Raw genomic sequence first — 26763 nt, 5'->3', positions numbered from 1 at the left:
TCGATGAAATTCAAGGAACTCGAACCCGGCCTGGTGATTCATCACGGACCGGTCACGGTGGACGAGGCAGAGATGCTGGCGTTCGCGCGCGCCTATGATCCTCAGTGGTTTCACGTCGATGCCGAACGCGCCAGGGAAAGCCGCTGGGGCGGTCTGATCGCGAGCGGCTGGATGACCTGCGGACTGGCCATGCGCATGGCCACCGAAGCCGTTCTGCACGATTCCGAGTCCTTCGGTTCGCCCGGTCTGGAACGCCTGCGCTGGATCGCGCCGGTGCGTCCGGGTGACCGGCTGCGCCTGGAGGCCACGGTGGATACCAAGCGCGTGTCGTCCACGCGCGACGACCTGGGCATTGTCCGATGGACCTGGCGCCTGTACAACCAGGATGATGCCCAGGTGCTGGAGACCGAGGTCACCAGCCTGTTCGACCTGGGCGCCGCCTAGACACCGGGGCCGCGCGCCCGTTTCAACGCCACGCCTGCGTCAGCGGAACACCACGGTACGCCGCTCGTTCAGCAGGATGCGATGTTCGACATGCCAGCGCACGGCGCGCGACAGCACGACGGATTCGATGTCGCTGCCGATGCGTGTCAGATCACCGGGGCCCATGGCGTGGTCCACCCGTTCGATGTCCTGCTCGATGATGGGCCCCTCGTCCAGATCCTCGGTCACGTAGTGTGCCGTTGCCCCGATCAGCTTCACCCCGCGCGCATGCGCCTGGTAGTAGGGTCGCGCGCCCTTGAAGCCGGGCAGGAAGCTGTGATGGATGTTGATGGCGCGGCCTTCCAGGGCGCGGCACAGGGCCGGCGACAGGATCTGCATGTAGCGCGCCAGCACCACCAGATCGACCCGTTCGCGTTCGACCAGCTCCAGGATCCGCGCCTCCTGGGCGGCGCGGGTGTCGGCCGTGAGGGGCAGGTGATGGAAAGGCAGGCCGTGGGATTCGGCCAGCGCGCGAAAATCCGTATGGTTCGACACCACGCCGGCCACTTCGGCGGGCATCTGTCCGCCGCTCACCCGGAACAGCAGGTCGTTCAGGCAATGCCCCTGGCGGCTGACCAGCACCAGCAGCCGGGCCTTGCGGGCCGCGTCGTGGAACTGGCACTGCATCTCGAAGCGTTCGGCGATGCCGGCGAAATCGCTCGTCAGCGATTCGACCGGCTCGGCGACCGGCAGGGCGAAATGGACGCGCAGGAAAAAGCGCGACGAATCCGGATCGCCGAACTGCTGGGCGTGGACGATGTTGCCGTGGTGCGTCAGCAGCCAGCCACTGACAGTGTGGACGATGCCCATGCGGTCCGGGCAGGAAAGGGTCAGGATGTAATCGTGCATGGCGGAGATCGGGGAAGGCGCCCGGGGCGGTGGGGTGACGCTAGTTCCGGGAAAGGGGCTCGCTGCCGGGGGTCAGTTCGAAGTCGCCCGCGTGATAAATCAGCGGTGACAACAGTTGACGGTGGCAGTGTTCCACCTGGCCGACGAAGATCGTGTGATCGCCGGCCTCGTGGCGCTGGGTGTTGTGGCATTCGAACCAGGCGGCGCAACGGCTGTCGGCCAGCATCAAGGTGCCGTTCGGGGCGCGTTCCAGGCCCAGGCCGGTGAAACGTTCGGCCTGCGGGCCCTTGGCGAAGCGCCGGGCCAGGTCCACCTGGCCGGCCGACAGCACGTGGATGACATAGCGGTCCAGCGCCCTGAAGGCAGCCAGGGAAGCGGCTGTGTGCGTCAGCGTCCACAGCACCATCGGCGGTTCCAGTGAGACGGAACTGAAGGAACTGATCGTCAGCCCCAGCGGGGTGCCGGTCTCGGGGTGTTCCGCCGTGATCACGGTGACGCCCGTGGGGAATCGGCCCAGGGCCGAGCGGAAGTACAGGGCCGGAAAGTCGGCGGGCGTGGGCTGCGGACGCATGGGCGTTTCAGGGCGCGATGCGATCGAGGACCCAGTCGCCTTCGGCGTCGCGCGCGTAGACCAGCCGGTCGTGCAGGCGCGAAGGCCGGCCCTGCCAGAATTCGACGCGCGTCGCCTCCAGGCGGTAGCCGCCCCAGTGGGGCGGACGGGCCGGATCGTCGCCCAGTTCACGGCTCAGGTCGGCGACGCGTTCGGCCAGGGCTTCGTGGGTGATGGGCCGGCTCTGGGGCGAGGCCCAGGCGCCGATGCGTGAGCCCAGGGGGCGGCTGGCGTAGTAGGCGTCGGATTCCGGCGCAGACACGGGGCTGACGGGGCCCTCGACGCGCACCTGCCGTTCCAGTTCGGGCCAGAAGAACAGCAGGGCGGCCTGGGGATTGGCGGCCAGCTCCAGACCTTTGCGCGACTGGTAGTTGGTGTAGAACACGAAGCCCCGGGGGTCGAAGTCCTTGAGCAGCACGATGCGCGCCGAGGGACGGCCGGCCATGTCCGCCGTTGCCAGGGTCATCGCGGTCGGTTCGCGGACCTCGCTGCCCAGGGCCTGTTGGAACCACTGGTCGAACTGGGCATAGGGATCGGAGGCCACATTGGATTCGAGCAGCTCGAATTTCTGGTAGGTCTGGCGGATATCGGCGATGGACATGGTGTCTTGGTCGGAAAAGGGCGTCAAATGGGGCGGCGCAGCGCGCGCGCGATGGCACGCAGGCGGCGGTCGGTGATGCCGGCGGCGTCCAGGGCGTCGGCGGTTTGCAGCACGTATTCGGTACAGTGGCCGTAGCGCCCGCGCCCCTGGCGCACGATGGCGACGATCTCTTCGGTGGACAGGCCTTTCACGTAGCCTTCGTCCCGGCGGTCCATGGTGAAGACCAGGCCGGTGACGGCGCCGGATGTCGTGTGGCAGTTCAGCCAGCGCGGGATGTAGGACGCGCTGGGCATCTCGCGTTGCCACAGGGGGCCCAGGATGTCAGGCACCCGATCGCCGGCGATACGGTAGACAGTGCCTTCGCAGGAACCGCCCAGGTCCAGGCCGAAGACCAGGCCGGGGCGTTCCGGCGTGCCGCGATTGATGCGGGACCACAGGCACAGGGCGCGGTGGTAGCCGTGGATCCGCGCGCGACGGGCTTCCAGGTGGTCGAATTCCGGCCGCCAGATCAGGGATCCGTAGCCGAATATCCACAGATCGGAGCGGCCGTCCCAGTGCCGCAGCGTCTGGTCGATGGACGCCTGATGCCAGGTCGCGTCCCGCAGATGGAAAGCTTCCGGCGGGGGCGGAAGCTGGCTGGCGCGGGCGGCGGGCGTGTTCACGAGGGTTGGGCGGTATTGGAATCTGGGACAGCCTGTATTGTAGAGGACTTGCGCGACGGGGCGGCGCGAAGACTCGATGGACGGTTCCCCCGGCTAAAATGCAGGATTGCGCCTTTCTTCCATCGCCGCGATGCCCGACTTTCTTCCCCCCGATGCCGACCTGGACGCCGAACGTCGTTTCGGCGGCCTCGACCGCCTGTACGGCGACGGGGCCAGACGGGCGCTGGCGGAACTGCGCGTGGTGGTGGCCGGTATCGGCGGCGTGGGCGCCTGGAGCGTGGAAGCCCTGGCCCGCTCGGGTGTGGGGGCGCTGACGCTGGTGGACCTGGACCACGTGGCCGAATCCAACATCAACCGCCAGGTCCACGCGCTGGGCAGCACGCTGGGACGGGCCAAGATCGCCGCCATGGCGGACCGCGTCCGCGACATCAACTCCGGCTGCCGCGTCGAATGCGTCGACGATTTCGTCGGCCCGGACAATGTGGATGCGATCCTGTCGGGGCCGCCCGGCGTGCTGCTGGATTGCACCGACCAGGTGCCGGCCAAGATCGCCATGATCCTGCGGGCCCGCGCGGCGGGCTGGCTGGCGCTGGCGTGCGGCGGGGCGGGTGGCAAGACGGACCCGCTCGCCTTGCGGGCCGGGGATTTGTCGGCCGTGACGCACGACGCCTTGCTGGGGCGGGTGCGACAGGAACTGCGGCAACGCCACGGTTATCCCAAGGGCGGTGCGGCGGGCGGCAAGCCGCGCCGCCGGGTGCCGCGCATGGGGGTGCATTGCCTGTGGTTCGATCAGCCCGTCGTGCTGCCCGAAGCCTGGCGGCGCGCGGCCGCAGCCTCCGTGCCGGCCGACGGACCCGGGTCCGCGCCTGCCGCCGCACCGCAGGGCTTGTCCTGCGCGGGCTATGGCTCGGCCGTGGCGATCACGGCCACCATGGGGATGGCGGCGGCCGACTGGGCCGTGCGCCAGGGACTGGCCAAGGCGGGACTGTAATTCGTCCGGTGCGGGGCCGTTCGCGCATTGCGGCCTCTCTCTACATCGCGGCCTGCAGGCCGCTTCGAAGCGATCGGCATGAAATGATCCGCAGGGATCATTTCATATCCGAGCTCATCCAGCCGCGCAGGGCGTTCGACACGCGCAACGCCGGGGCCTGCCGCAGGTCGGCGAGGCTCAGTCGGGCTTCGCGCACGGCCCCCTCGTCCAGCAGGGCCTGGCGCCGCACGCCTGGCAACAGACCGCAGGCCAGGGGCGGGGTCAGCCAGGCGCCGTCCGCGTCCTGGACGTAGATCGTGCTGCGGCTGCCCTCGCACAGGTCGCCGGCGGCGTTGCCGAAAATCAGGTCGAAATAGTCCGGATGTGCCGACAGCCAGCGCTGGGCCGCCGCGTATCCGGGGCGATGCGTGGTTTTGTGGCGCAGCCAGGGGTCGGCGGCCTCCAGGACGGCCTGGGGCCCCAGCACGTCCGCCGCCAGGGCGATCCGCACCGGCTCGGTCGTGGGCGGCAGCGGCGCGCATGTCAGGGAGAGCGCGCCGTCGGCCGCCAGCAGCAGGCGCAGGCGGCACGGCGGATGCATGTCGGTGGCGGCCGGATCACCCGTTGTCGTCTCCGAAGCTTGCCGCCCTTGAGCCGCCAGGCCCCGGATCTGCGCCTCCATCAAACTTTCCAACACCGCCTCGTCCAAGGGATAGCCCAGTGCCCGGGCGGAGGCCCGCAGTCGCGCCCGATGGCCGGGCCAGAGCGCGACACGGCCCTGTTCGAGACGCATGGTTTCGATCAGATCGGGGGCGATCCGCCGGATCTCGGCGGCGGAAGGCGCGGGCAGGCCCGCCGTGGACCGGGTCAGTCCGGATTCAGGACGCGGGCTTTCCACAGGCATTCCTCCCATTCGTCGGCGGCGCGGGAATCGTACACGATGCCGCCGCCCACGCCGAACTCGGCCCGGCCGCCACGCAGTTCGATGGTGCGGATGGCGACGTTCAGCGAGAAATCCCCGTCCGGTGCCAGCCAGCCCACGCTGCCGCAGTAGATGCCGCGCCGGCGAGCCTCCAGCGCCCGGATGGCCCGCATGGCGGCGATCTTCGGCGCGCCCGTGATGGAACCGCAGGGGAACAGGGCGCGCAGCACCTCGGCCAGCGGCACGTCCGGCGCTTCGGCCTCCACGGTGGAGGTCAGCGTCCAGACCGAGGGATAGGCCTCCAGGCTGAACAGGGCCGGCACGCGCACGCTGCCGGGGACGGCGATGCGGCCCAGATCATTGCGCAGCAGGTCCACGATCATCAGGTTCTCCGCGCGGTTCTTGGCGCTGCGTCGCAGCGCCTCGGCGGCCTGCCGGTCCCAGGCCGGATCGGCGTGGCGGGGCGCGGTGCCTTTCATCGGCCGCACGCGCAGGCGCGCGCCCTCGCGGGCCACGAACAGCTCGGGTGACAGGGAAAGCACCCAGCGCTCGCCATCGCGCACGCAGGCGGCATGAGCCACGGGATGACGCCTGGCCAGATAGGCGTAGGCCCGCATGGGGTCCAGGCCTCGCGGCCAGTCCAGATGCAGCGGCAGGGTGTAGTTGATCTGGTAGTAGTCGCCCCGGGCGATGCCGGCGCGCACGGTCTCGATGGCTCGCGCATGGCGGTCGCGGGACACGCCCGGTTGCGGATCCGGCCGCCACGGCCGGCCCTGGTCATCGGCGAGACCGTCCGACGCCGGTGCGCCGGCGTCCGGACGATCGGGGCGGGGCGGTACGCCCGCCGCGTCCGGTCCTGCGCAGACTTCCCATTCGGCGCGGGCGTGGACCAGCGCCGTCAGGCGGGGCAGGGCGTCGCGCGTGTCCACGTCAGCCGGATCGGCGGCTTCAGGCATCAGCCATTCGCCCAGTTCGTAGTCCAGCAACAGGGCGACCCAGTTGCCCGCCCGCCGGGCCGCCTCGATGGCGTCCCAGGCGGCGGGCAACTCGGCGCGGCGGTGGACGGCGATGCGCGCCACCGGGTCCAAGAGCCGCAGCGACCGGCCCGCCAGCCGGTCCTCGAAGAGGCAGGGCATCAGGCCTCCCGGGCGCCGCGCGCGCCGCCGGCCGCCAGGAATTCCGCCAGGATCCGCCCGGTGTGCGTGTCGCCCGCGCAGAGCCGCTCGGGGCTGCCTTGGGCGACCACGCGGCCGCCCTGGTCGCCGCCTTCGGGCCCCAGGTCCACGATCCAGTCGGCCTCGGCGATGACGTCCAGGTTGTGCTCGATGACCACCACGGTGTGGCCGGCGTCCACCAGCCGGTGCAGCACCCGGATCAGCTTTTCCACGTCCGCCGTGGACAGGCCCACGGTGGGCTCGTCGAGCACGTACAGCGTGTGCGGGACGCGCGAAGCGCGGCCAGTGCGCAGTACGCCCTCGTCCAGGTGCGCCTTGGTCAGTTCGGTGACCAGCTTGATGCGCTGGGCCTCGCCGCCGGACAGCGTGGGCGAGGGCTGGCCCAGCGTCAGATAGCCCAGGCCCACATCCTGCATCAGTTGCAGCGCGCGGGCGATGCGGCGATGCGCGGAGAAATGACCGATGGCGTCGTCGACTTCCATGCGCAGCACGTCGCCCGCGCTGCGACCGTTCCATTGCACCCCCAGGGTTTCCTGGTTGAAGCGGGCGCCGTGGCAGGCGTCGCACGGCACTTTCACGTCGGGCAGGAAGCTCATTTCGATGGTGCGCATGCCCTGGCCTTCGCATTCCGGGCAGCGGCCGTCGCCGGTGTTGAAGGAAAAGCGCGAGCCCGTCCAGCCGCGCAGCCTCGATTCCCGCGTGCCGGCGTAGAGCTTGCGGATATCGTCCCAGAAGCCGACGTAGGTGGCCGGGCAGGACCGGGGCGTTTTGCCGATGGGTGTCTGGTCGACTTCCAGCACCCGGTCGATGGCCTCCCATCCGCGGATCGTGCGGCAGCCCTGCCAGGGGCCGGCCGGCCGGTTGCCGACGTGGCGCGCCAGGTTGTCCAGCAGCACGTCGCGCGCCAGGGTGGACTTGCCCGAGCCCGACACGCCGGTGACGACGTTCAGACGTCCCAACGGGATGCGCGCGTTGGCCTGTCGCAGGTTGTGCCGCGTGGCGTCTTCGATGTCCAGGCTGGGTGTGCCGGCGTCGACGGGGCGGCGGCCGTTCATGGGGTGGGCCAGGGGCTCGCGCAGGTAGCGCCCGGTGACGGAGGCCGGGTTGCGGATGATTTCCTCGACCGTGCCCTGGGCGACCACCATGCCGCCGCGCACGCCGGCGCCCGGGCCGATGTCGATCACGTGGCCGGCGCGACGGATGGTGTCCTCGTCGTGCTCGACCACCACCAGGGTGTTGCCGTTGCCTTCCAGGCGGGTGAGCGCGTCCAGCAGGATGCGGTTGTCGCGCGGATGCAGGCCGATGGTGGGCTCGTCCAGCACGTAGCACACGCCCTGCAGGTTCGAGCCCAACTGCGCGGCCAGGCGGATGCGCTGGGCCTCGCCGCCCGACAGGGTGGGGGCGGCGCGATCGAGGGCGAGGTAGCCCAGCCCCACGTCCATCATGAAGTCCAGGCGGCCGCGGATCTCGGCCAGAATGTCGCGCGCGATCTCGGCTTCGCGGCCTTGGGCGCCCAGGCCCAGGAAGAAACGCTGGGCGTCGCTGACGGGCATCGAGGCCAGGTCGGCGATCGAACGGTCGCGCCAGCGGAAGGCACGCGCCACGCGGTTCAGCCGCTGACCCTGGCATTGGGGGCAGGGCTGCGGCAGGCCGGTGGCTTCGTCCAGCCAGACGGATTCCTCGCCGGTCTGGTCCTCGGTGAAACCGGTCAGTTGCAGCCCGGTGCCGTAGCACCCCGGGCACCAGCCATGGCGCGAGTTGTAGGAGAACAGGCGCGGGTCGGGCTCAGGGAAACTGGTGCCGCAGCTCGGGCAGGCGCGCTTGATGGAGAAGGTCAGCAGGCCCGGGGCGGGCGCCAGGCCGGCGGCGCGGCGGGCCTCGATCGTGGCCGGACCGGGCGCGGTCAGACCGGTCAGCACGCGGAAGCTGCCATGGCCCAGCGCCAGGGCGGCGCGCACGGCCTCGCGCAGGCCGGCTTCGTCGCGCACGTCCACGATCAGGTCGCTCACCGGCAGTTCGATGGTGTGTTCCTGGTAGCGGTCCAGGCGCGGCCAGGGGCTGACCGGAATGAATTGGCCGTCCACGCGCAGATGGGAGTGGCCGTGCGAGGCCGCCCATTTCGCCAGGTCGGTGTAGTAACCCTTGCGCGCCACCACCAGCGGCGCCAGCAGGCCGATGTGCTCGCCCGCGTGGTCGCGCAGCAATTGCGCGACGATCTGCTCCGGCGTCTGCGGCGCTACGGGGACGTCGCAGTCCGGGCACATCTGGGTGCCCAGGCGCACGTACAGCAGGCGCAGGAAATGGTGGATCTCCGTCATGGTGGCGACGGTGGACTTGCGTCCGCCCCGGCTGGTGCGCTGCTCGATGGCGACGGTGGGCGGGATGCCGTAGATCGCGTCCACGTCCGGCTTGCCGGCCGGCTGCACGATGGCGCGCGCATAGGCGTTCAGGGATTCCAGATAGCGCCGCTGACCTTCGTTGAAGAGGATGTCGAAGGCCAGGGTGGACTTGCCCGAGCCCGACACGCCGGTGATGACCGTGAAGGCGTCGCGGGGGATGTGGACGTCGATGCCCTTCAGGTTGTGCTCGCGGGCGTTCAGGATGTGGATGTCGGGGCTGGCCGGAGCCGCCGCCGGCAGGCGTGGCGCGGGTTCGTTCAGGACCAGCGCGGGACTGTCGATCTGCCGCGCATAGTCGTCCAGCGCCCGGCCGGTGTGCGAATCCGGGTGGCGCATCAGGTCTTCCGGCGAGCCTTCGGCCACGACGCGGCCGCCCTGGTCGCCGCCTTCAGGCCCCAGGTCCACGACCCAGTCGGCGGCGCGGATCACGTCCAGGTTGTGCTCGATGATCAGCAGCGAATGGCCGGCGGCCAGCAGCTTGCGAAAGGCCCGCATCAAGCGGGCGATGTCGTCGAAGTGCAAGCCGGTGGTGGGTTCGTCGAACAGCAGCAGGCTGCCCTTCAAGGCGCCCTGCGGCGCCCGCGAGCGGGCGGCCTCGGCCAGGTGTCCGGCCAGCTTCAGGCGCTGGGCTTCGCCGCCAGACAAGGTGGGCACGGGCTGGCCCAGGCGCACGTATTCCAGGCCCACGTCGGCCAGGGGCGCCAGGCCCCACTGCACGTCGCGCAGGCCTTTGAAGAAGTCCAGCGCCTCGCTCACGGTCATGTCCAGGACCTCGTCGATCGAGGCGCTGCGTCCCAGGTGCTCGATGCGCACTTCCAGCACCTGTGGCCGGAAACGGCGGCCGTCGCAGTCCGGGCAGCGCAGGTAGACATCCGACAGGAATTGCATTTCCACGTGTTCGAAACCGGTGCCGCTGCAGCCGGGGCAGCGGCCGTCCCCGGTGTTGAAGCTGAAGGTGCCGGCCGTGTAGCCGCGTTCCTGCGACAGTGCGGCGGCCGCGAACAGCTTGCGGATGGCGTCGAAGGCGCCGACGTAGCTGGCCGGGTTGGAGCGCGTCGTTTTGCCGATGGGCGTCTGGTCCACCATCACCACGTCGGCGATGCGCTCCGCGCCCAGCAGGGCGGTGTGCTCACCCGGCGCTTCGGTGGCGCGGCCCAGGCGTTTGAGCAAGGCGGGGTAGAGCACGTCCTGCACCAGGGTGGACTTGCCCGAGCCCGACACGCCGGTCAGGCACACCAGCCGTCCCAGGGGTAGGGAAAAGTCGATGTTTTGCAGGTTGTTGGCGCGGGCACCCCGCAGCAGCAGGCGCGGGGTATTGTCCCGCACCGGCAGGGGACGTGGCGATTCGATGCGCATGCGGCCGCCGAAATAACGGCCCGTCAGCGTGTCGGCCATGGACAGCTCGGCCGGCGTGCCGTCGAACACGAGGTGCCCGCCGCGCTCGCCCGGCCCCGGACCGATGTCCAGAATGCGGTCGGCGGCGATCATGACCTGGGGGTCGTGCTCCACCACGACCAGGGTATTGCCGTGGTCCCGCAGGCGGTGCATGACCTGGACGATGCGATGGATGTCGCGCGGGTGCAGGCCGATGGACGGCTCGTCCAGCACGAACAGCGTGTTCACGAGAGATGTGCCCAGCGCGGTGGTCAGGTTGATGCGCTGGACCTCGCCGCCCGACAGGGTGCGGCTCTGGCGGTCCAGCGACAGGTAACCCAGGCCGACGTCGCACAGAAAGCGCAGGCGGGCGCGGACTTCGTCCAATAGTTCGGTCAGCGCTTCGTCCAGCGAACGGCCGAACTCGACGCGGTCGAACCAGTCCCGTACCCGTTCGATGGGCAGGCGCATCAGGTCGTGCAGGCCCAGGCCCGGGAGGGCCGCCAACTGCCCGGGCGTCCAGCGTGCGTGCGCCGGCAGGAAACGGGTCGCGCCGGGGATCGGATCACAGTCCCGTCCCAGGCGCCACAGCGTGGCGTCGGGTTTGAGCCGAGCGCCCTTGCAATGCGGGCAGGGCGTGTAGCTGCGGTATTTCGACAGCAGTACCCGCACGTGCATCTTGTAGGCACGGGACTCCAGCCAGTCGAAGAAGCGCTGCGCGCCATACCACTGGTGCTTCCAGGCGGACGGGCCGCCCTTCCAGTCGGGCGCGCCGCCGATCACCCAGCCGCGCTCCTCGTCCGTCAGATCGCGCCAGGCCGCGTCCAGGCGCACGCCGGCCTTGGGGGCGTAGCGTTCCATCTCGACCTGGCATTCCTTGTAGCTGGCGGTCTGCCAGGGCTTGATCGCCCCGTCGCGCAGGCTGCGGGTCTCGTCCGGCACCACCAGGCCGTAGTCGATGCCCATCACCCGGCCGAAGCCCCGGCAGTGCTCGCAGGCGCCCAGAGGAGAATTGAAGGAAAACGTGCTGGGCAGCGGTGTGCCGTAGTCGATGTCGCATTGCGCGCAGTGCAGGCCGGCGCTGAAGCGCCAGGTTTCCTCGCCTTCGTCGAACAGCGCGTGCACGGCGAGCCGGCCGTTGCCCTGGCGCAGCGCCGTTTCCAGCGCCTCGTCGACGCGTGCGGCTTCCGCGTTGCCCAGGCGGAAGCGGTCCTGGACGACATGCAGCATGCGCCGTCCGGGATCGCCGGCCTTGCGCTTGCCGGCCGCCTTCCCGGCGGCCGTCTCCGTCGCGGACGCGGAGGCCGTGTCGTCCTGGCGATGAATGCGCGTGTAGCCCTGCTGTTCAAGAAAGCCGCGGACCTCTTCCTCGGTGAAATTGGACGGAACCGAGACCGGAAAGGTGATCACCAGGCGGGGGTCGCGGGCGGCGCACAGGCCGTCCAGCTGACGCCGGATGCTGGACGGATCGTCGCGCGTCACCGGCCGGGCGCAGTTCCGGCAATGCAGGTGGCCTGCGCGGGCATAGAGCAGCTTCAGGTGGTCGTTCAGCTCCGTCATGGTCCCCACGGTGCTGCGCGAATTGCGCACGGGGTTGACCTGATCGATGGCGATGGCTGGCAGGATGCCTTCGATACGCTCTACCTGTGGCTTGTCCATGCGGTCCAGAAACTGGCGCGCATAGGGCGAGAAGGTCTCGACGTAGCGGCGCTGGCCCTCGGCGTACAGGGTGTCGAAGGCCAGTGAGCTCTTGCCGGATCCCGACACGCCGGTCACCACCAGGAGTTCCCCGGTGCGGATCGTCAGATCCAGGTTCTTCAGGTTGTTCTGGCGGGCGCCGAAGATGCGGATGGGTGCGTTCATTCCGCCATCATAATCCGGCTCGAAGCGGCATTGCGCGCCTGGGGCCGGGCGCTGATTCCAGGGCCTCGCGGCGGTCCTGGCGAACCGTCCGGTTTGATCCGCGTCAGGTGTCCGGACGCCGGGCGGCCCCGCTGGCCCGCCGAATATTTACAATTGACTGAACGCCGCCGGGGCGGTCCCGGCTTCCGTGGAAAACCGGAGAATCGCCATGAAACGCCTGCTTGTCATCCCGTTGCTGTGCGCCGCCCCTTTCCTGGCCCGGGCGGCCGACTACAAGACCGATGCGGACCACACCTTCGTCTATTTCGAAGTCCTGCACAATGGCACGTCCACGGTGCGAGGCCGCTTCGACACGGTCGAGGGCGACGTTGTTTTCGATCGCGCGGCCAGAACGGGCCAGGCGAAGATCCGCGTCGACATCAAGTCGATCAACACCGGCTCGAAAGGCTTCGACGAACATCTGCTGGGCGGCGATTTCTTCCAGGCCGGACAGCACCCCGAGGCCTTCTTCGAATCCTCCGCCTTTCGCTTCGAAGGCGACCTGGTCCGCGCCGTCGAGGGCAATCTGACCCTGCTGGGGCGGACTCATCCGGTCAGGCTGAACGCCGTCCGCTTCAACTGCTACCAGAACAAGCGCCTGAATCGCGAAGTCTGCGGCGGGGATTTCCGGGCGGACCTCAAGCGCAGCCAGTGGGGCATGGGCTTCGGCCTGCCGGGCATCCCGGACGCCGTGCGCCTGCAGATCGAAATCGAAGGCGTGCGCCAGTAGGCGGCGAGGGCGTCGCGCCCGGGCATGCCTGGGCGCTTGCCGGCAACTGGTGAAATTTTGCTAAAATGGCGTGTTTTGCTTTCAAGCCCGCCTTACACCAGGAGATCCTCATGGCAGAAATCAAACGCACGCGGCGCAACACCCTGGAGCGCCGTTGCCTTGGCAAAGCCTTCAAGCGTCTGTTCGTGCGCGCCCCCAAGGGCGTCTTCAAGATGCTGGAAAAGGTCAAGCGCGTCTGATCCTTCGGCGCCGGACAGCCGTATTGTTTATATACAATTCGGCATCAGGGAAACCACGAACCCGACGGTTCGTGGTTTTTTTTGCGACTATCATGGGCTGATCGGAACAACGAGGAGCCTTCCTGAATGGCTTGCTGGCGTCATCTGTTTTCCGTCGTCACGCCTACGTACAACCGCGCGCACACGCTGGAACGCGTCTACCGGTCGCTGCGGGAACAGTCCTTCCAGGACTTCGAATGGGTGGTCGTGGACGACGGTTCGACGGATGCCACCCGGACCCTGGTCCAGGGGTGGCAGCAGGAAGCCAGTTTCCCTATCCGTTACGTCTGGCAACCCAATCAACACAAAAAAACAGCGTTCAACAACGGGGTGCGCCACGCCCAGGGCGAATGGCTGGTGGCCATCGACAGCGACGACGAGCTCGACCCCAACGCCCTGTACCACATGGCCGGTGTCTGGGAACAGATCCCGCCCGCACAGCGGGACCGCACCGTGGCGATCATCGGCCTGTGCGCGCGGCCCGACGGCAGCGTGGTGGGCGACCTGTATCCCCGGGACGTCATGGACGTGTCCTCGCTGGACATGACGTTCCGCTACCATGTCCGGGGAGAGAAATTCGGTTGTCTGCGCACGGATGTGCTGCGCCAATTTCCCTTTCCCGAGGACATTCCCGGTTTCGTGCCCGAAAGCCTGGTCTGGCGGGCAATCGCCCGTGCCGGCTACCTGACCCGTTTCGTCAATCAGGTGTTCCGCGTGTATCACGACGACGCCGACGGCCTGTCGCGCGAGGGGAGGGTGGACAGCGGTCGCCATGCGCTGGGCCTGTGGCTGCTGGCGCACGACACGGTGGCGTATTGCCTGGGCTGGTTCCGCTACCAGCCGGCCTCGTTCTTCGGCGCGGCGATCCGCTATACCCGTTTCGGTCTGCACCTGCGCGCGCAGCGGGTGGACCGGCCCGCCGGGCGATGCCTGAATCGCTGGGCGTCGCGCCTGCTGGTGGCCGCCATGTGGCCGGCCGGGGTCGCGCTGTATGTGCGCGATCGCCTGAGAGACGCGATGGCGAGGGCCAAGCACCCGGTGACGATCTGAGCGTTCCGTCGCGGCATCTCTCCACGTCGCGGCTTGCAAGCCGCTCCGATTCGCCCGGCGCTGGTCAGTCCGCAGGGACTGACCCGTGTCCTGGCTCATCCTCGTCGTCCGGTGGTGTTTCGGTTTCCTGCAGGTCGAAGGGCAACAGGTCCGTCAGCGTGTCGGTCCAGGCCACCTCTTCGCCCTGGGCGTCCACCTTGATGTAGCGTACGCCTTCCAGGTCGGATAGCTGAACGGCCCACAAGAGTTCGCAATCCACCGCCTGGCCGTCGCCCAGGTCCAGGCCGCCGCAACTGCCCAGGAAACGCGCTCCGGGACCGCCCGCCTGGACGCGGGGGCGGTCCCCGTCCTCGTCCTTGGGACCCAGCGGCAGAGCGAACAGCGCCCATTCATAACCCTCGTCGGGCTCGGACACGATTTCGGCGATCACGGGTTTGCCCAGCCAGGCGCACAGCGCGTCGGCCGTGCGTCCCAGCAAGTCGGCCTCGGCCGGGGTGAATGCGAGAGAGAGGGGCATGATGGAAAATGGGCGGGGTGACTGATGATCGGCATTGTACGGTTTGAGGCGCCGCCCGTCCGGCCTACAATCGAAGCTTTGCGCGGCCGAATCCCTTGGCGCGCCCTTTCACCGTCGAGACATGGCACAGTACGTTTATTCCATGAACCGGGTTGGCAAAATCGTGCCGCCCAAACGCCAGATCCTGCGGGACATCTCCCTGTCCTTCTTTCCCGGCGCCAAGATCGGGGTCCTGGGCCTGAACGGCTCGGGCAAGTCCACCTTGCTGAAGATCATGGCCGGGGTGGACAAGGACATCGAGGGCGAAGCCGTCCCCATGGCGGGCCTGCGCATCGGCTATCTGCCGCAGGAACCGCAGCTGGATCCCGACCACACCGTCCGCCAGGCCGTCGAGGCCGGCCTGGGCGAAGTCTTCGAGGCCCGCAAGCGCCTCGACGAGGTCTATGCAGCTTACGCGGAGCCGGACGCCGATTTCGATGCCCTGGCCGCCGAACAGGCCGAACTGGAAGCCGTCATCGCGGCCGCCGCCACCAGCGGCAGCGACGACATCGAGACCCAGATGGAAATCGCCGCCGACGCCCTGCGCCTGCCACCCTGGGATGCCGTGGTCGGCAAGCTGTCGGGCGGCGAGAAGCGCCGGGTGGCGCTGTGCCGCCTGCTGCTGTCCAAGCCCGACATGCTGCTGCTGGACGAGCCCACCAACCACCTGGACGCCGAGTCGGTCGAATGGCTGGAAGTCTTCCTGCGCCAGTTCCCCGGCACGGTCGTGGCCGTCACCCACGACCGTTATTTTCTGGACAACGCCGCCGAATGGATCCTGGAACTGGACCGGGGCCATGGCATTCCCTGGAAAGGCAACTACAGTTCCTGGCTTGAACAAAAGGAAGACCGCCTGAAACAGGAGGAGGCCGCCGAATCCGCACGCCAGCGCACCATCAAGAAAGAGCTGGAATGGGTGCGGCAGAATCCCAAGGGCCGTCAGGCCAAGGCCAAGGCCCGCCTGGCGCGTTTCGAGGAACTGTCCTCGCACGAATACCAGAAGCGCAACGAAACCCAGGAAATCTTCATTCCCGTGGCCGAGCGCCTCGGCAACGAGGTCATCGAGTTCCGCAACGTGTCCAAGTCCTTCGGCGACCGCCTGCTGATCGACGACCTCAGTTTCAGGATCCCCGCCGGGGCCATCGTCGGCATCATCGGCCCCAACGGCGCCGGCAAATCCACGCTGTTCCGCATGATCGCGGGCCAGGAGGCCCCGGATTCCGGCGAAGTCGTCCTGGGCCAGACCGTGAAACTCGCCTTCGTGGATCAGTCGCGCGATTCCCTGCCCGATGACAAGACCGTGTTCGACGCCATCTCCGACGGCGCCGACCTGTTGACCGTGGGCCGTTTCGAGATGCCGGCGCGCGCCTACCTGGGCCGCTTCAACTTCAAGGGCGCGGATCAGGGCAAGCAGGTCGGCAAGTTGTCGGGCGGCGAACGCGGCCGCCTGCATCTGGCCAAGACCCTGATCGCGGGTGGCAACGTGCTGCTGCTGGACGAGCCTTCCAACGACCTGGACGTCGAGACCCTGCGCGCCCTGGAAGACGCCCTGCTGGAATTCGCCGGCTCCGTGCTGGTCATCAGCCACGACCGCTGGTTCCTGGATCGCATTGCCACGCACATCCTGGCGTTCGAGGGAGATTCCCGGGTGGTGTTCTTCGACGGCAACTACCAGGAATACGAGGCCGACAAAAAAGTCCGGCTGGGCGAGGAAGCCGCCCGTCCTCATCGACTGCGCTACAAGGCGCTGAAATAATCCGACCGGCCTGCAGGCCGGGAGGTGGAGAGAAGCCACGATTGGAGTGCGTCATGAAATACGCGGATGTGAATCAGGCCTTGCTGACGACCGGCACCAGCCTGTTGCTGGTGGTGGACATGCAGGAAAAGCTTCTGCCCGCCATCCGTGATGCCGACGCCCTGCGTGGCCGGGTCGAGCGCCTGGCCCAGGCTGCGCGCTTGCTGTCGGTGCCGGTCTGGGCGACCGAGCACTGGCCAGGAAAGATCGGCGCCACCCATCCCGGCCTGCTCGCGCATGTGGACCGGGTCGTGGCCAAGACTCATTTCGACGCCTGCCGCGAGGCCGGTTTTCTGGCGGATTGGCCCGCGGGCCGCACGCGGGTGTTGTTGACAGGCACCGAAGCCCATATCTGCGTGTTACAGACCGGGCTGGGCCTGGCGCAGGCCGGTTTCCGTCCCGTGCTGGTGGCTGACGGCATCGGCTCCCGGCGCGAATCCGACTGGTCGGCCGCCTGCGCACGCTGGCGCCATCATGGGCTGGAGACCGTCACGTCCGAGATGGCGATCTACGAATGGCTTGAAACGCCGGCGCATCCGGCCTTCCGGGACGTCCTGGCGCTGGTGAAGTGACACGTGGCCGCCGCTGTTACAAGTTACAAGGTTCGACATCTTGGCTCACAGCTTTTTCAGGTCACGGCGCTTATAAAGAACCCAGGACGCCCGACCGGGCGCGGAATCATCACGCAGCACACGAAAAGGAGAACCACTATGACGATCAGGACATTCGGAAAAATCGGCGCGGCCCTGATGCTGGCGACGGCCATGGCCGGATGCTCATCCTGGGATAGCATGAGCCACCGACAGAAATCGGCCGTGACGGGCGCGGGCCTGGGTGGCGTGGCGGGCGCCGTCGTCACGGGCGGAGGCATCCTGGGCACGGTCGGCGGCGCGGCCATCGGCGGTGTCATCGGCGATCAGATCGGCAAGAATCGCTGATCGCCTGCTTCCCGCTTGCGCGGGATCCCGTCGATGCCCTCGTTTTCGGGAAAGATTCCACGGCGCGCCCGAAAGGGCGCGCTTTTTTTATTGACTTTCTCCGGCGTCTGTTCTTAAATTCAAACAAACGTTTGAATTTAAGAACCATCACGATACCTGGAGATCTGGAGATGCCCGATTACAAAGCCCCCCTGCGCGACATCCGTTTTGTGCGCGACGAGGTCCTGAACTATCCCGCCCATTACCAGTCCTTGCCGGGCTGCGAGGAGGCCACCCCCGATATGGTGGACGCCATCCTCGAAGAAGGCGCGAAATTCTGCCAGGAAGTGCTGGCGCCCCTGAACCAGGTGGGCGACCGCGAAGGGTGCGTCTGGTCGGCCGAGGGTGTCAGGACCCCGACGGGGTTCAAGGAAGCCTACGCCCAGTACGTCGAGGGAGGCTGGCCTGCGCTGTCGCACGACACCGCCCATGGCGGTCAGGGCCTGCCCGAATCCCTGGGCATGACCATCAGCGAACTGATGGGAGAGGCCAACTGGGCCTGGGGCATGTACCCCGGCCTGTCGCATGGCGCCATGAATACCCTGCAGGCGCATGGCACCGAGGAACAGCAGAAAACCTACCTGGAACCGCTGGTTTCCGGCCAGTGGACCGGCACCATGTGCCTGACCGAGCCCCACTGCGGCACCGACCTGGGCATGCTGCGCACCAAGGCCGAGCCGCAGGCCGACGGCAGCTACAAGGTCACCGGCACCAAGATCTTCATTTCCGCCGGCGAGCACGACATGGCGGAAAACATTGTCCACATCGTACTGGCCCGCTTGCCGGACGCGCCCGCCGGCACCAAGGGGATCTCCCTGTTCATCGTGCCCAAGTTCCTGCCCGATGGCCAGGGCGGTCTGGGCGCGCGCAACGGGGTGTCCTGCGGCTCGATCGAGCACAAGATGGGCATTCACGGCAACGCCACTTGCGTGATGAATTTCGACGGCGCCACCGGTTTTCTGATCGGGCCCGCCAACAAGGGCCTGAACTGCATGTTCACGTTCATGAACACAGCGCGTCTGGGCACCGCCATCCAGGGTCTGGCGCACGCCGAGGTCGCCCTTCAGGGCGCCGCGACCTACGCCCGCGAGCGCCTGCAGATGCGTGCCCTGAGCGGTCCGAAATTCCCCGACCAGCCGGCCGACCCCATCATCGTGCACCCCGATGTGCGCCGCATGCTGCTGACGATCAAATCCTTCTCCGAGGGCAACCGCGCGCTGCTGTACTACGCCGCGCAGCAGGTGGACATCATGCAGCGCAGCCAGGACGCGGATGCGCGTGAACAGGCCGACAAGCTGCTGGGCTTCCTGACCCCGATCGCCAAGGCCTTCATGACGGAAACCGGCTTCGAGGCGGCGAACCTGGGCGTCCAGGTCTTCGGGGGCCACGGCTACATTGCCGAGCACGGCATGGAACAGAACGTGCGCGACAGCCGCATCTCGATGCTGTACGAAGGCACGACCGGCATCCAGGCCCTGGACCTGCTGGGCCGCAAGGTGCTGATGACCCAGGGCGAATCGCTGCGCATTTTCACCAAGGTCGTGCACAAGTTCTGCAAGGCCAACAGCGGCAACCGCGCGATCTCCGAGCTGGTCAAGCCTTTGGCCGAACTGAACAAGGAATGGGGCGACCTGACCCTCAAGATCGGCATGAAGGCCATGACCAATCGCGAGGCCGTGGGCGCCGCGTCCGTGGACTACCTGATGTATTCGGGCTACGTGACGCTGGCCTATTTCTGGGCCGACATGGCGCGCGTCGCGGCCGAGAAACTGGCGGCGGGCGAGGGCGACAAGGCGTTCTACCAGGCCAAGCTGCATACCGCGCGCTTCTACTTTGCCCGCATCCTGCCGCGCACCCGCGCACACATGGAGGCCATCAAGGCCGGTCCCGATGTGCTGATGGACCTGCCGGCCGAGGATTTCGCACTGGGGTATTGATCGGCCACCGCCGGCGTGTGCGCCGGATCGGGAACGGGGCGGGCTTCCTGGCGGGGGCCCGCCCCTTGCCATGGGTGCCGCGCTGTACACTCTGGGCTGCCTTTCGTCCCGTTCCCTGCCGTCCACATGCTGCTGACCCTGCTGAACATCGTCCTGCCCGTCTTCGCCGTGGCTGCCCTGGGTTTTGCCTTTGGCCGCCGCCAGGCGCGCACGCCGGACATGGCGTTCATCAACCACGCCAACGTGATGGTGTTCTGCCCGGCACTGGTGTTTTCCGCACTGCTGGATAATCCGGTCGATCTGGCGCGTGGCTGGCCGCTGGTGGCGGCCGGGGTGCTGATCATCGTCGTGCCGGGCCTGCTGCTGGCCCTGGTGCGCACTCCGGGGGTGTCACGGCCCGCTTTCCTGGTGCCGGGGATGTTCCGTAACACCGGCAACATCGGCATTCCGCTGATGATGCTGGCCTACGGCAAGGATCTGCTGGGCGACATCGTCGTGCTGTTCGTGTTGTCGAACCTGCTGCACTTTTCCCTGGGCCTGTTCCTGCTGTCGCGCGGCGGCAGCCGCTGGATGTGGCTGCGCAATCCGAACATCTGGGCGGCCCTGCTGGGGGTGGCGCTGGCGCCGCATCGCGCATGGATCCCGCCTTTCGTGACGACCACGCTGGACCTGACCGGGCAGATCGCCATTCCGCTGATGCTGTTCGGGCTGGGCGTGCGCTTGTCCCAGGACCGGATCGAGCAACTGGGACTGGCGTTGCGCATCAATGTTCTGTATCTGCTGGCGGGTCTGCTGACGCTGCCCGTCGTGCTGTGGCTGCTGCCCCTGACGCCGGAATGGGCGCGCATGGTGGCGCTGTCGGTCATGTTGCCGCCGGCGGTGCTGAACTATCTGTTGTGCGAACAGTATCGCGTCGAACCCGGGACCGTGGCCAGCGTGGTGCTGCTGGGCAATGTGCTGTCGGTGGCGACGATCCCGCTGGTGGTGTGGGCGACGCTATCTTGGATTTGAGCGGGAGAAACAGCTTCATCGGGGCGCTCGCCAAACGCGCGGGATGCTCAGTCCCCCGGACTGAGCACAAGCGTCCCGCTTGAACAGTGGCTCGCTTGCCTCCCCGTTGAAGCCGTTTCATCCGGCGGGTTCGAAGTTCGCGTCCGGCAAGGCCCGCCCCCGACCCTGGCGTGCCGTCATGCGGCCGGATGCATCCCGGGGCTGGATGCCGGCCTGGGTCAGTTGCGCGCTTCGGCTTGCGGCATTTCGATCTTGACCTCGAGCACTTCCAGGGAATCCTGTCGGTCGAGGTTGACCTTGATGTCCTCGGGGTTGATCTGGACGTATTTCGAGATCACCGCGATCAGTTCTTTTTGCATCTGCGGCAGGAAGTCGGGCGCGTTGCGGCCGCTGCCGCGTTCGTTGATCAGAATGAGCTGCAGGCGGTCCTTGGCGATGCTGGCCGAGGTTTTTTTCTGTCCGCGCAGGAAATCCAGGAACGACATGCTTATTTCCCCCCGAACAGGCGCTTGAACAGGCCGGGTTTTTCATAGTCCACGAAGCGCAGAGGCTTTTCTTCGCCCAGATAGCGGGCCACCACGTCCTGGTAGGCCAGGGCGACGTCGGAATCGCGGATGTGGATGGCCGGGATGCCCTGGTTGGATGCCTGCAGCACGGTTTCAGATTCCGGGATCACGCCGATCAGGCGGATGCGCAGAATGTCCTCGATGTCGCCCAGGGACAGCATTTCGCCATCAGCCACGCGCTTGGGGTTGTAGCGGGTCAGCAGCAGGTGCTCCTTGATCGGCTCATCGCCTTTTTCGGCGCGGCGGGACTTGGCCGACAGGATGCCCAGGATGCGGTCGGAGTCGCGCACCGAGGAGACTTCGGGGTTGGTGACCACCAGCGCGTCGTCGGCGAAATAGGACGCCATGATGGCACCGGTCTCGATGCCGGCAGGGGAATCGCAGACGATGTATTCGAAATCCATGGCGGCCAGGTCGGTCAGGACCTTTTCCACGCCTTCGCGCGTCAGGGCGTCCTTGTCGCGCGTCTGGGACGCCGGCAGGATGTACAGATTTTCCAGCTGTTTGTCGCGGATCAGCGCCTGGTTCAGGGTGGCTTCGCCCTGGATGACGTTGACGAAATCGTAGACCACGCGGCGTTCGCAGCCCATGATCAGGTCCAGGTTGCGCAGACCGACGTCGAAGTCGATCACGACCGTCTTGTGGCCGTGCATGGCCAGGCCGGCCGAGAAGCTCGCGCTGGTGGTGGTCTTGCCCACCCCCCCTTTGCCGGAGGTGACTACAACGATGCGCGCCATGGTGACTGTGTTCCCCTGTTCGAAAAAATTCATGACATCGTAAAGCAAAATGCCCCGGGAAGGCCGGTTCGCCGTCGACGGGGCGTGTCCGGATGTGACGGCCCGCTCAATGCCCAGCCTGCAGCGCCCGGATGCGCAGCGTGTCGCCGTCCAGTTCGATCTGGGCGGGGCGGTTGTGCAGTGTTTCGGGCAGGCGGGTTTCGACCACCCGGTAGACGCCGGCGATGGCCAGCAGTTCCGGATCGAGCTGGGTCGTCAGGATCATGGCGTGCGGATTTCCGCGCGCGCCGGCCATGGCCTTGCCGCGCAGCGGGCCGTAGACGTGGATGTGGCCGTCGGCGATGACCTCGGCGCCCTGGCTGACCATGCCCATGACGATCAGGTCGCCCCCGCGCGCGTAGATGCGTTGGCCGGAACGCAGCGGGTGACGGATCACCAGGGTCTCGGCGTGCGCGCCGGCGTCGGTCGGTGGCGCCGATGTGTCGGTGTCAACCGGCGGTTCGGAGGGCGTCGACTTTGCGGAGCGGGCGGGCGCGGCTTCCGGTTCGGGCTTGTGCGTCCGGGCCGTCCTGGCGGGTGCGTCGGTGCGGCTTTCCTGGCGGCTCGTGGAGATGTCCAGGGGCGCCAGGCCGGCCTGGTGGGCCGAGGCCAGCAGGGCCTGCGGCGCCCGTACGCCGATCGGGTGCAGCCTGTGGTGGCGCAAGGCGGTGGCCAGTGCCTCCCAGTCCGGCGCCTGGTCCAGGCCCTGGGCGTCGAGCACCACGGGCTCGTTCTCGTAGAAGGCGCCGGCTTCCTTCATGCGCTGGTCCAGCGCCCGGGTCAGCTCGGCGGTGTCGGCCGTGTGCAGCACGGCCCGCAGGACGTGCAGGGACGCGCTCTTGAAGTCCAGGGCGGAAGCGGTCTTGGGCATGGCGGTTCAGACCCAGGTGTCGCGCAGCGTGACGGCGCGGTTGATCACCGGACGTTCGGGCGTCGAGTCCTCGCGGTCTGCGACGAAATAGCCCAGGCGCTCGAATTGCCAGGTCGCGCCGGGTTCGGCGCGTGTCCCCGGTTCCAGCCAGGCGTCCACCACCCGGCACGATTCGGGGTTGAGCGCCCGCAGGAAGTCGCGGTCGCCCCCGTCGGGGTGCGGCTCGGTGAACAGACGGTCGTACAGGCGGATCTCGGCGGGTACCGCGTGGGCCGCGCTGACCCAGGTGACGGTGCCCTTGACCTTGACGGCGTCGGCGCCCGGCGTGCCGCTGCGGGTGTCGGGCAGGTATTCGGCATGGACTTCGACGATCTCGCCCTGCGCGTTCTTGACGCAGCCGGTGCAGCGCACGATGTAGCCATATTTCAGGCGAACCAGGTTGCCCGGGAACAGGCGGAAGTATTTTTTGGGGGGTTCCTCGCGGAAGTCGTCGCGTTCGATCCAGAGTTCCCGCGTGAAGGGGAAGCTGCGCCGGGCGCCTTCGGGTTCGTGCGGGTTCAGCGGCGCGGAGCAGGGTTCTTCGTGGTTTTCCGGAAAATTCGTGATGATGAGCTTGAGCGGATCGAGCACGGCCACGGCGCGCGCGGCGACAGGGTCGAGATCGTCGCGCAGGGCTTGTTCAAGGATGCCGTAGTCGATGCGGGAGTCGGCCTTGGACACGCCCAGGCGCTCGCAGAACAGGCGGATGGAGCCGGGCGTGTAGCCCCGGCGGCGCAGGCCGGCCAGGGTCGGCAGGCGGGGATCGTCCCAGCCGGCGACGTGTCCTTCCAGGACCAGCTGGCGCAGCTTGCGCTTGCTGGTGACGACGTAGCTCAGATTCAGCCGCGCGAATTCGTGCTGGCGCGGCAGCGGCGCGGCCAGTTGGCCCAGTTCGGCCAGGCGTTCCAGAATCCAGTCGTAGAAGGGACGCTGGTCCTCGAATTCGAGCGTGCAGATGCTGTGCGTGATGCCTTCCAGGGCGTCCTCGACCGGGTGCGCCCAGGCGTACATGGGATAGATGCGCCAGGCGTCGCCGGTGCGGTGGTGGGTGGCGTGGCGGATGCGGTAGAGGACCGGGTCGCGCAGGTTGATATTGGGCGAGGCCATGTCGATGCGCGCGCGCAGGGCCATGCGTCCGTCAGGAAATTTTCCGGCGCGCATGTCGCGCAGCAGCGCCAGGGATTCGGCGGCGGGGCGGTTGCGCCAGGGCGAATCCGTGCCCGGTTCCGTCAGCGTGCCGCGCGTGGCGCGCATTTCATCGGCCGACTGTTCGTCCACGTAGGCGTGGCCGGCCTGCACCAGGGCCTCGGCGAAGCGGTACAGGGTCTCGAAGTAGTCGCTGGCATAGAAGCAGTGTTCCACGCCGCCCTGCGTCCAGTCGAAACCCAGCCAGCGCACCATGTCGATGATGGCGTGGACGTATTCGTCCTCTTCCTTTTCAGGGTTGGTGTCGTCGAAACGCAGATGGCAGATGCCCTGGTAGTCGCGCGCCAGGCCGAAGTTCAGGCAAATGCTCTTGGCGTGGCCGATGTGCAGGTAGCCGTTGGGTTCGGGGGGGAAGCGGGTGCGGATGCGGGCGGGGTCGGGCGCGCCGGCGCGTCGGACTTCGGCCGGGCAGGGCGGGGGCGCCCATTGCCTGTCCTGGTATCGACCCGATTTCAGGTCATTGTCGATGAGGGTGCGCAGGAAATTCGAGGCGGGCGCGGAATCAGTGGTCATGGTGCGAGGATACGAGCCCCTGGGGCGGGAAGGTAAACGGGCATTTTGCCATGTTCGCGCGGGGGCCGGCCGGCTGGGGCCGCGAAAGGCGTACAGGCTCGAAGGGGGTTCATATAAACTAGCGCACATTATGACGCAAACCGCATGGGTTCTGTCGCTGTCCCAGTTTTATCTGAGCCTGGGATTCGTGCTGTTCTTCCTGGCGCTGGAACTGGGCCTGGCCTGGGTGTTGTTCGGCTTCCGGCTGTTCGCCGGCCGCAGCCAGGCGGCGCTGCTCGCTTATCGCTTCTGGGCCCGTGTGTTCGCCCTGTCCCTGATCCTCGGCTTCGCCGCCAGTCTGCCGCTGCTGCTGCAGTTGGGCACACTGTGGTCGGGGTTCATGGACCGGGCGGGCGAGGTCGCGGGCCCGTTGATGGGCATGGCGGTGCTGACGGCCTTCATTTTCAAATCCTGTTTCCTTGGCGCCATGCTGTATGGCCAGCGGTCCCTGTCCGACCGGGCGCATACGTTGGTCGTGGGCATGGTGGCGGTGGGCACGTCGCTGACGGCCTGGTGGCTCGCCGCGTTGCTGGCCTGGCTCCAGTGGCCGGCGGGCGCCATCCTGTCCGAGGGCCGCTATCGGGTGACGGACTGGCTGGAATTGCTGGTCGGCGGTCTCGCGCCCGCGCTGTTCGGGGTGCTGCTGGCCGGCGGTCTGCTGCTCGCCGCGACGCTGATGTTGGCCGTGACCGCCTGGCGCACCGAGGTCCGTCCCAGCGATTCGGGCGATCGCAGCGTCTATGCCTGGGGGCTGCGGCTGGTGCTGCTGGCGCTGGTGCTGCAGGCGCTGCTGGCGGCCGTCCTGGCGCGCGAGCTGCTGCCGCTGCAGCCGGCGCGCGTGGCGGCCGTCGTACCGCAATGGACCAGCGGGCCGCCGGCGCGCCTGTCCCTGGCGGCCTGGCCGGATGCGTCCCGGGGGCGTGACGCCTGGCGTCTGCAAGGGCCGTCCGATTGGCCCGAGTGGGTGCGGTTGCCGGCCGCCGGGCCCTTACGGGGGCTGAACGATCTGGCGGGCATCCGGCCCCCCTTGCTGACCACCTACCTGTCGGCGCGCCTGGCCGTGCTGCTGACCGCCGTACTCGTGGTGATGGCCGCGTGGGCGCTGTGGCGGAGCCGCCGTCTGGGCCATGAGCCCGACAGCCTGACGCGGGTCGACCGCGTCGGCCTGCGGGTCATGGCCTGGCTGGCCGTGATCCTGCAGGCGGCGGGTTGGGGCCACCTGCTGGTCGGCAGCCTGCCGTATGCCATTCAGGGGACGGTTTCGTTGCGCGAAATCGGTACGGACGCGGGCGAAGGGGTCCTCTGGGTCGTCCTGTGCCTGCAGATCGTGGTCTACGGCGCGCTGGCCGCGGGTTTCCGCCAGTTGCTGCGGCACGCCACCCGCTACGGTGTGGTGCCGGTGGCCCGTCACCGGGGACGCGCATGATCGATTCGCTCGCGGCCTTGCTGGGCCTGGGCGCCCAGGACCCGGCCTTCTGGATTCCCCTGGCGCTGATCGTCGTGTTCTTCGCCATTGTCGTGGCGGGCGTGCTGCTGGACGGTTTCGATATCGGTGTGGGCTGCGTGTCCCTGGTGGCGCCGCCCGCCTTGCGGCCGCGCATGCTGTCTTTGCTGGGCCCCTGGCGCGACGCCAACGAATTCTGGGTGTTCCTCGGGGTCGGGCTGTTCGCGGTGGCGTTTCCCTATGCCTGGCCCCAGACCCTGGGACGCCTGTATCTGCCGCTGTCGTTGCTGGCCCTGGGCACGATGCTGCGCTCGGTGTGCTTCGAATGGCGTTTGCGCGCGCCGGTCGAGCACCAGGGTCGCTGGCAGTTCGGCTTCGGCGCGGGTGCCGTGCTGGTCGCGTTTTCCCATGGCTATATCCTGGCGCGGGTGGCGGTGGCGTACCAGCCGGGCGGAGGCAACACCGGCTTCGCGGTCCTGATGGGCGGATGCGCCGTGGCGGTCTACAGCCTGCTGGGGGCTTCCTGGCTGATGATGCGCGAGGCGGGCGAACTGCGTGTGCGCGCCGTGGGCTGGGCTCGCCGCACCTTGCGGTGGGGCGCCGTGGGCGCCGTGGGCGTGTCGGTGGTGCTGGATTTTTCCAACGCCGGGGTGTTCCTGAAATGGGGCGACGGTTCGCACTGGCTGGCGGTCGGTCTGGTCTGGAGCACGCTGCTGGCGTGTTTCGTCCTGACGGAAATGACGCTGCAGCGGATGATCAGCCAAAGCTATCGCGCCTCGGCCCTGCCTTACGCCCTGGTCCTGGTGATCGTGCTGATCGTGCTGGGCGGCCTGGCCTACAGTTTCTTTCCCTACCTGGTGCTGGACGAGATCACGCTGTGGGACGCCGCCGCGCCGGTGGCGACCTTGCGCCTGGCCCTGTCGGCCGTCGTGATTGCGCTGCCGGTGGCGCTGATTTTCAATCTCTGGGTGTACTGGCGCATGCTTGGCCGGTCGCGGCCGCCCAGCCCGCCGGATTTCAGGCCTTGA

General features: G+C 67.9%; 23 protein-coding genes and 2 pseudogenes. 12 read left to right on the top strand and 13 right to left on the bottom strand.

The window, feature by feature from the left end:
- The first annotated feature begins 3 nt into the window (after positions 1-3).
- Positions 4-444, top strand: coding sequence for a MaoC family dehydratase (locus O4H32_RS11570; RefSeq protein ID WP_269359310.1), 441 nt, complete (start codon positions 4-6; stop codon positions 442-444).
- Positions 445-483: 39 nt separating this feature from the next.
- On the opposite strand, the gene purU is transcribed toward O4H32_RS11570, so the two are convergent.
- From purU to O4H32_RS11550, 4 genes are read right to left on the bottom strand one after another with little or no spacing between them, the layout of a single operon-like run.
- Positions 484-1332, bottom strand: coding sequence for a formyltetrahydrofolate deformylase (purU, locus tag O4H32_RS11565; protein WP_269359309.1), 849 nt, complete (start codon positions 1330-1332; stop codon positions 484-486).
- 40 nt (positions 1333-1372) lie between these two features.
- Positions 1373-1903, bottom strand: a complete 531-nt coding sequence (locus O4H32_RS11560; protein ID WP_269359307.1) for a flavin reductase family protein — start codon at positions 1901-1903, stop codon at positions 1373-1375.
- 7 nt (positions 1904-1910) lie between these two features.
- Positions 1911-2543, bottom strand: a complete 633-nt coding sequence (gene pdxH / locus O4H32_RS11555; RefSeq protein ID WP_269359305.1) for a pyridoxamine 5'-phosphate oxidase — start codon at positions 2541-2543, stop codon at positions 1911-1913.
- A 23-nt stretch (positions 2544-2566) separates the two neighbouring features.
- Positions 2567-3205, bottom strand: coding sequence for a gamma-glutamylcyclotransferase (locus tag O4H32_RS11550; RefSeq protein WP_407932650.1), 639 nt, complete (start codon positions 3203-3205; stop codon positions 2567-2569).
- 130 nt (positions 3206-3335) lie between these two features.
- Here O4H32_RS11550 and O4H32_RS11545 point away from each other — a divergent pair, with 130 nt between their 5' ends.
- Positions 3336-4196 (top strand): tRNA threonylcarbamoyladenosine dehydratase, encoded by an 861-nt coding sequence (locus tag O4H32_RS11545; protein ID WP_269359303.1) that lies wholly within the window; start codon positions 3336-3338, stop codon positions 4194-4196.
- A 97-nt stretch (positions 4197-4293) separates the two neighbouring features.
- On the opposite strand, the gene O4H32_RS11540 is transcribed toward O4H32_RS11545, so the two are convergent.
- The 4 genes and pseudogenes from O4H32_RS11540 to uvrA all read right to left on the bottom strand — a co-directional run.
- A complete protein-coding gene (locus tag O4H32_RS11540) occupies positions 4294-5073 on the bottom strand; it encodes an aminotransferase class IV (protein WP_269359301.1) in 780 nt (259 codons plus the stop codon).
- On the bottom strand, positions 5043-6233 hold the full coding sequence (gene pabB, locus O4H32_RS11535) for an aminodeoxychorismate synthase component I (RefSeq protein ID WP_269359299.1): 1191 nt from the start codon (positions 6231-6233) through the stop codon (positions 5043-5045). Before pabB ends, O4H32_RS11540 begins: the two co-directional genes overlap by 31 nt.
- Positions 6233-8104: pseudogene (locus O4H32_RS15020) on the bottom strand (excinuclease ABC subunit UvrA); the annotation flags it as partial. The gene pabB and the pseudogene O4H32_RS15020, both read right to left, overlap by 1 nt.
- A gap of 101 nt (positions 8105-8205) precedes the next feature.
- A pseudogene (gene uvrA / locus O4H32_RS11530) lies at positions 8206-11908 on the bottom strand (excinuclease ABC subunit UvrA); the annotation flags it as partial.
- Between the two features lie 208 nt (positions 11909-12116).
- On the opposite strand from uvrA, the gene O4H32_RS11525 reads away from it, so the two are divergent.
- From O4H32_RS11525 to O4H32_RS11515, 3 genes are all read left to right on the top strand, one after another.
- On the top strand, positions 12117-12677 hold the full coding sequence (locus tag O4H32_RS11525; RefSeq protein WP_269359296.1) for a YceI family protein: 561 nt from the start codon (positions 12117-12119) through the stop codon (positions 12675-12677).
- Between the two features lie 110 nt (positions 12678-12787).
- The gene (locus tag O4H32_RS11520) at positions 12788-12916 is read left to right on the top strand and encodes a hypothetical protein (protein WP_003803595.1); all 129 of its coding nucleotides are present in this window, start codon (positions 12788-12790) and stop codon (positions 12914-12916) included.
- Between the two features lie 126 nt (positions 12917-13042).
- Positions 13043-14005 carry a glycosyltransferase family 2 protein gene (locus tag O4H32_RS11515; protein ID WP_269359295.1) on the top strand — a complete coding sequence of 321 codons (963 nt, stop codon included), beginning with the start codon at positions 13043-13045 and terminating at the stop codon, positions 14003-14005.
- Between the two features lie 64 nt (positions 14006-14069).
- Here the strand turns inward: O4H32_RS11515 and O4H32_RS11510 are convergent, their stop codons facing one another.
- Positions 14070-14522: a hypothetical protein gene (locus O4H32_RS11510; RefSeq protein ID WP_269359294.1), complete on the bottom strand. Its 453-nt coding sequence runs from the start codon at positions 14520-14522 to the stop codon at positions 14070-14072.
- 121 nt (positions 14523-14643) lie between these two features.
- Here O4H32_RS11510 and ettA point away from each other — a divergent pair, with 121 nt between their 5' ends.
- From ettA to O4H32_RS11485, 5 genes are all read left to right on the top strand, one after another.
- Positions 14644-16317, top strand: coding sequence for an energy-dependent translational throttle protein EttA (gene ettA / locus O4H32_RS11505; RefSeq protein WP_269359293.1), 1674 nt, complete (start codon positions 14644-14646; stop codon positions 16315-16317).
- Positions 16318-16370: 53 nt separating this feature from the next.
- Complete coding sequence (locus tag O4H32_RS11500; protein WP_269359292.1) at positions 16371-16928, top strand: isochorismatase family protein; 558 nt, start codon at positions 16371-16373, stop codon at positions 16926-16928.
- 138 nt (positions 16929-17066) lie between these two features.
- The gene (locus tag O4H32_RS11495) at positions 17067-17294 is read left to right on the top strand and encodes a glycine zipper 2TM domain-containing protein (protein WP_269359291.1); all 228 of its coding nucleotides are present in this window, start codon (positions 17067-17069) and stop codon (positions 17292-17294) included.
- A gap of 170 nt (positions 17295-17464) precedes the next feature.
- Entirely contained in the window at positions 17465-19270 is a 1806-nt protein-coding gene (locus O4H32_RS11490) for an acyl-CoA dehydrogenase C-terminal domain-containing protein (RefSeq protein ID WP_269359290.1), read from the top strand.
- A 126-nt stretch (positions 19271-19396) separates the two neighbouring features.
- Positions 19397-20281, top strand: a complete 885-nt coding sequence (locus O4H32_RS11485) for an AEC family transporter (RefSeq protein WP_269359289.1) — start codon at positions 19397-19399, stop codon at positions 20279-20281.
- 218 nt (positions 20282-20499) lie between these two features.
- On the opposite strand, the gene minE is transcribed toward O4H32_RS11485, so the two are convergent.
- The 4 genes from minE to O4H32_RS11465 form a co-directional block, all read right to left on the bottom strand.
- Entirely contained in the window at positions 20500-20766 is a 267-nt protein-coding gene (gene minE, locus O4H32_RS11480) for a cell division topological specificity factor MinE (RefSeq protein ID WP_269359288.1), read from the bottom strand.
- 2 nt (positions 20767-20768) lie between these two features.
- Positions 20769-21584, bottom strand: coding sequence for a septum site-determining protein MinD (minD, locus tag O4H32_RS11475; protein ID WP_269359287.1), 816 nt, complete (start codon positions 21582-21584; stop codon positions 20769-20771).
- Positions 21585-21690: 106 nt separating this feature from the next.
- Positions 21691-22494, bottom strand: coding sequence for a septum site-determining protein MinC (minC, locus tag O4H32_RS11470; protein ID WP_269359286.1), 804 nt, complete (start codon positions 22492-22494; stop codon positions 21691-21693).
- A 6-nt stretch (positions 22495-22500) separates the two neighbouring features.
- Positions 22501-24252 carry a glutamine--tRNA ligase/YqeY domain fusion protein gene (locus tag O4H32_RS11465; RefSeq protein WP_269359285.1) on the bottom strand — a complete coding sequence of 584 codons (1752 nt, stop codon included), beginning with the start codon at positions 24250-24252 and terminating at the stop codon, positions 22501-22503.
- 130 nt (positions 24253-24382) lie between these two features.
- On the opposite strand from O4H32_RS11465, the gene O4H32_RS11460 reads away from it, so the two are divergent.
- Together O4H32_RS11460 and O4H32_RS11455 are read left to right on the top strand one after the other, a co-directional pair.
- Positions 24383-25717 (top strand): cytochrome ubiquinol oxidase subunit I, encoded by a 1335-nt coding sequence (locus O4H32_RS11460; RefSeq protein WP_269359284.1) that lies wholly within the window; start codon positions 24383-24385, stop codon positions 25715-25717.
- Positions 25714-26763, top strand: coding sequence for a cytochrome d ubiquinol oxidase subunit II (locus O4H32_RS11455; RefSeq protein ID WP_269359283.1), 1050 nt, complete (start codon positions 25714-25716; stop codon positions 26761-26763). The genes O4H32_RS11460 and O4H32_RS11455 overlap by 4 nt, the downstream gene beginning before the upstream one ends.

The organism is Castellaniella denitrificans, assembly GCF_027214045.1.
In the GTDB taxonomy this organism is placed as follows: domain Bacteria; phylum Pseudomonadota; class Gammaproteobacteria; order Burkholderiales; family Burkholderiaceae_B; genus Castellaniella; species Castellaniella denitrificans_A.
This window is presented reverse-complemented; position numbering and strand designations above follow the sequence as displayed.

Coding starts and splice junctions, on each gene's coding strand:
- O4H32_RS11570 (WP_269359310.1), top strand. CDS start 4: ATGAAATTCAAGGAACTCGAACCCGGCCTGGTGATTCATCACGGACCG.
- purU (WP_269359309.1), bottom strand. CDS start 1,332: ATGCACGATTACATCCTGACCCTTTCCTGCCCGGACCGCATGGGCATC.
- O4H32_RS11560 (WP_269359307.1), bottom strand. CDS start 1,903: ATGCGTCCGCAGCCCACGCCCGCCGACTTTCCGGCCCTGTACTTCCGC.
- pdxH (WP_269359305.1), bottom strand. CDS start 2,543: ATGTCCATCGCCGATATCCGCCAGACCTACCAGAAATTCGAGCTGCTC.
- O4H32_RS11545 (WP_269359303.1), top strand. CDS start 3,336: ATGCCCGACTTTCTTCCCCCCGATGCCGACCTGGACGCCGAACGTCGT.
- pabB (WP_269359299.1), bottom strand. CDS start 6,233: ATGCCCTGCCTCTTCGAGGACCGGCTGGCGGGCCGGTCGCTGCGGCTC.
- O4H32_RS11525 (WP_269359296.1), top strand. CDS start 12,117: ATGAAACGCCTGCTTGTCATCCCGTTGCTGTGCGCCGCCCCTTTCCTG.
- O4H32_RS11520 (WP_003803595.1), top strand. CDS start 12,788: ATGGCAGAAATCAAACGCACGCGGCGCAACACCCTGGAGCGCCGTTGC.
- O4H32_RS11515 (WP_269359295.1), top strand. CDS start 13,043: ATGGCTTGCTGGCGTCATCTGTTTTCCGTCGTCACGCCTACGTACAAC.
- O4H32_RS11510 (WP_269359294.1), bottom strand. CDS start 14,522: ATGCCCCTCTCTCTCGCATTCACCCCGGCCGAGGCCGACTTGCTGGGA.
- ettA (WP_269359293.1), top strand. CDS start 14,644: ATGGCACAGTACGTTTATTCCATGAACCGGGTTGGCAAAATCGTGCCG.
- O4H32_RS11500 (WP_269359292.1), top strand. CDS start 16,371: ATGAAATACGCGGATGTGAATCAGGCCTTGCTGACGACCGGCACCAGC.
- O4H32_RS11495 (WP_269359291.1), top strand. CDS start 17,067: ATGACGATCAGGACATTCGGAAAAATCGGCGCGGCCCTGATGCTGGCG.
- O4H32_RS11490 (WP_269359290.1), top strand. CDS start 17,465: ATGCCCGATTACAAAGCCCCCCTGCGCGACATCCGTTTTGTGCGCGAC.
- O4H32_RS11485 (WP_269359289.1), top strand. CDS start 19,397: ATGCTGCTGACCCTGCTGAACATCGTCCTGCCCGTCTTCGCCGTGGCT.
- minE (WP_269359288.1), bottom strand. CDS start 20,766: ATGTCGTTCCTGGATTTCCTGCGCGGACAGAAAAAAACCTCGGCCAGC.
- minD (WP_269359287.1), bottom strand. CDS start 21,584: ATGGCGCGCATCGTTGTAGTCACCTCCGGCAAAGGGGGGGTGGGCAAG.
- minC (WP_269359286.1), bottom strand. CDS start 22,494: ATGCCCAAGACCGCTTCCGCCCTGGACTTCAAGAGCGCGTCCCTGCAC.
- O4H32_RS11465 (WP_269359285.1), bottom strand. CDS start 24,252: ATGACCACTGATTCCGCGCCCGCCTCGAATTTCCTGCGCACCCTCATC.
- O4H32_RS11460 (WP_269359284.1), top strand. CDS start 24,383: ATGACGCAAACCGCATGGGTTCTGTCGCTGTCCCAGTTTTATCTGAGC.
- O4H32_RS11455 (WP_269359283.1), top strand. CDS start 25,714: ATGATCGATTCGCTCGCGGCCTTGCTGGGCCTGGGCGCCCAGGACCCG.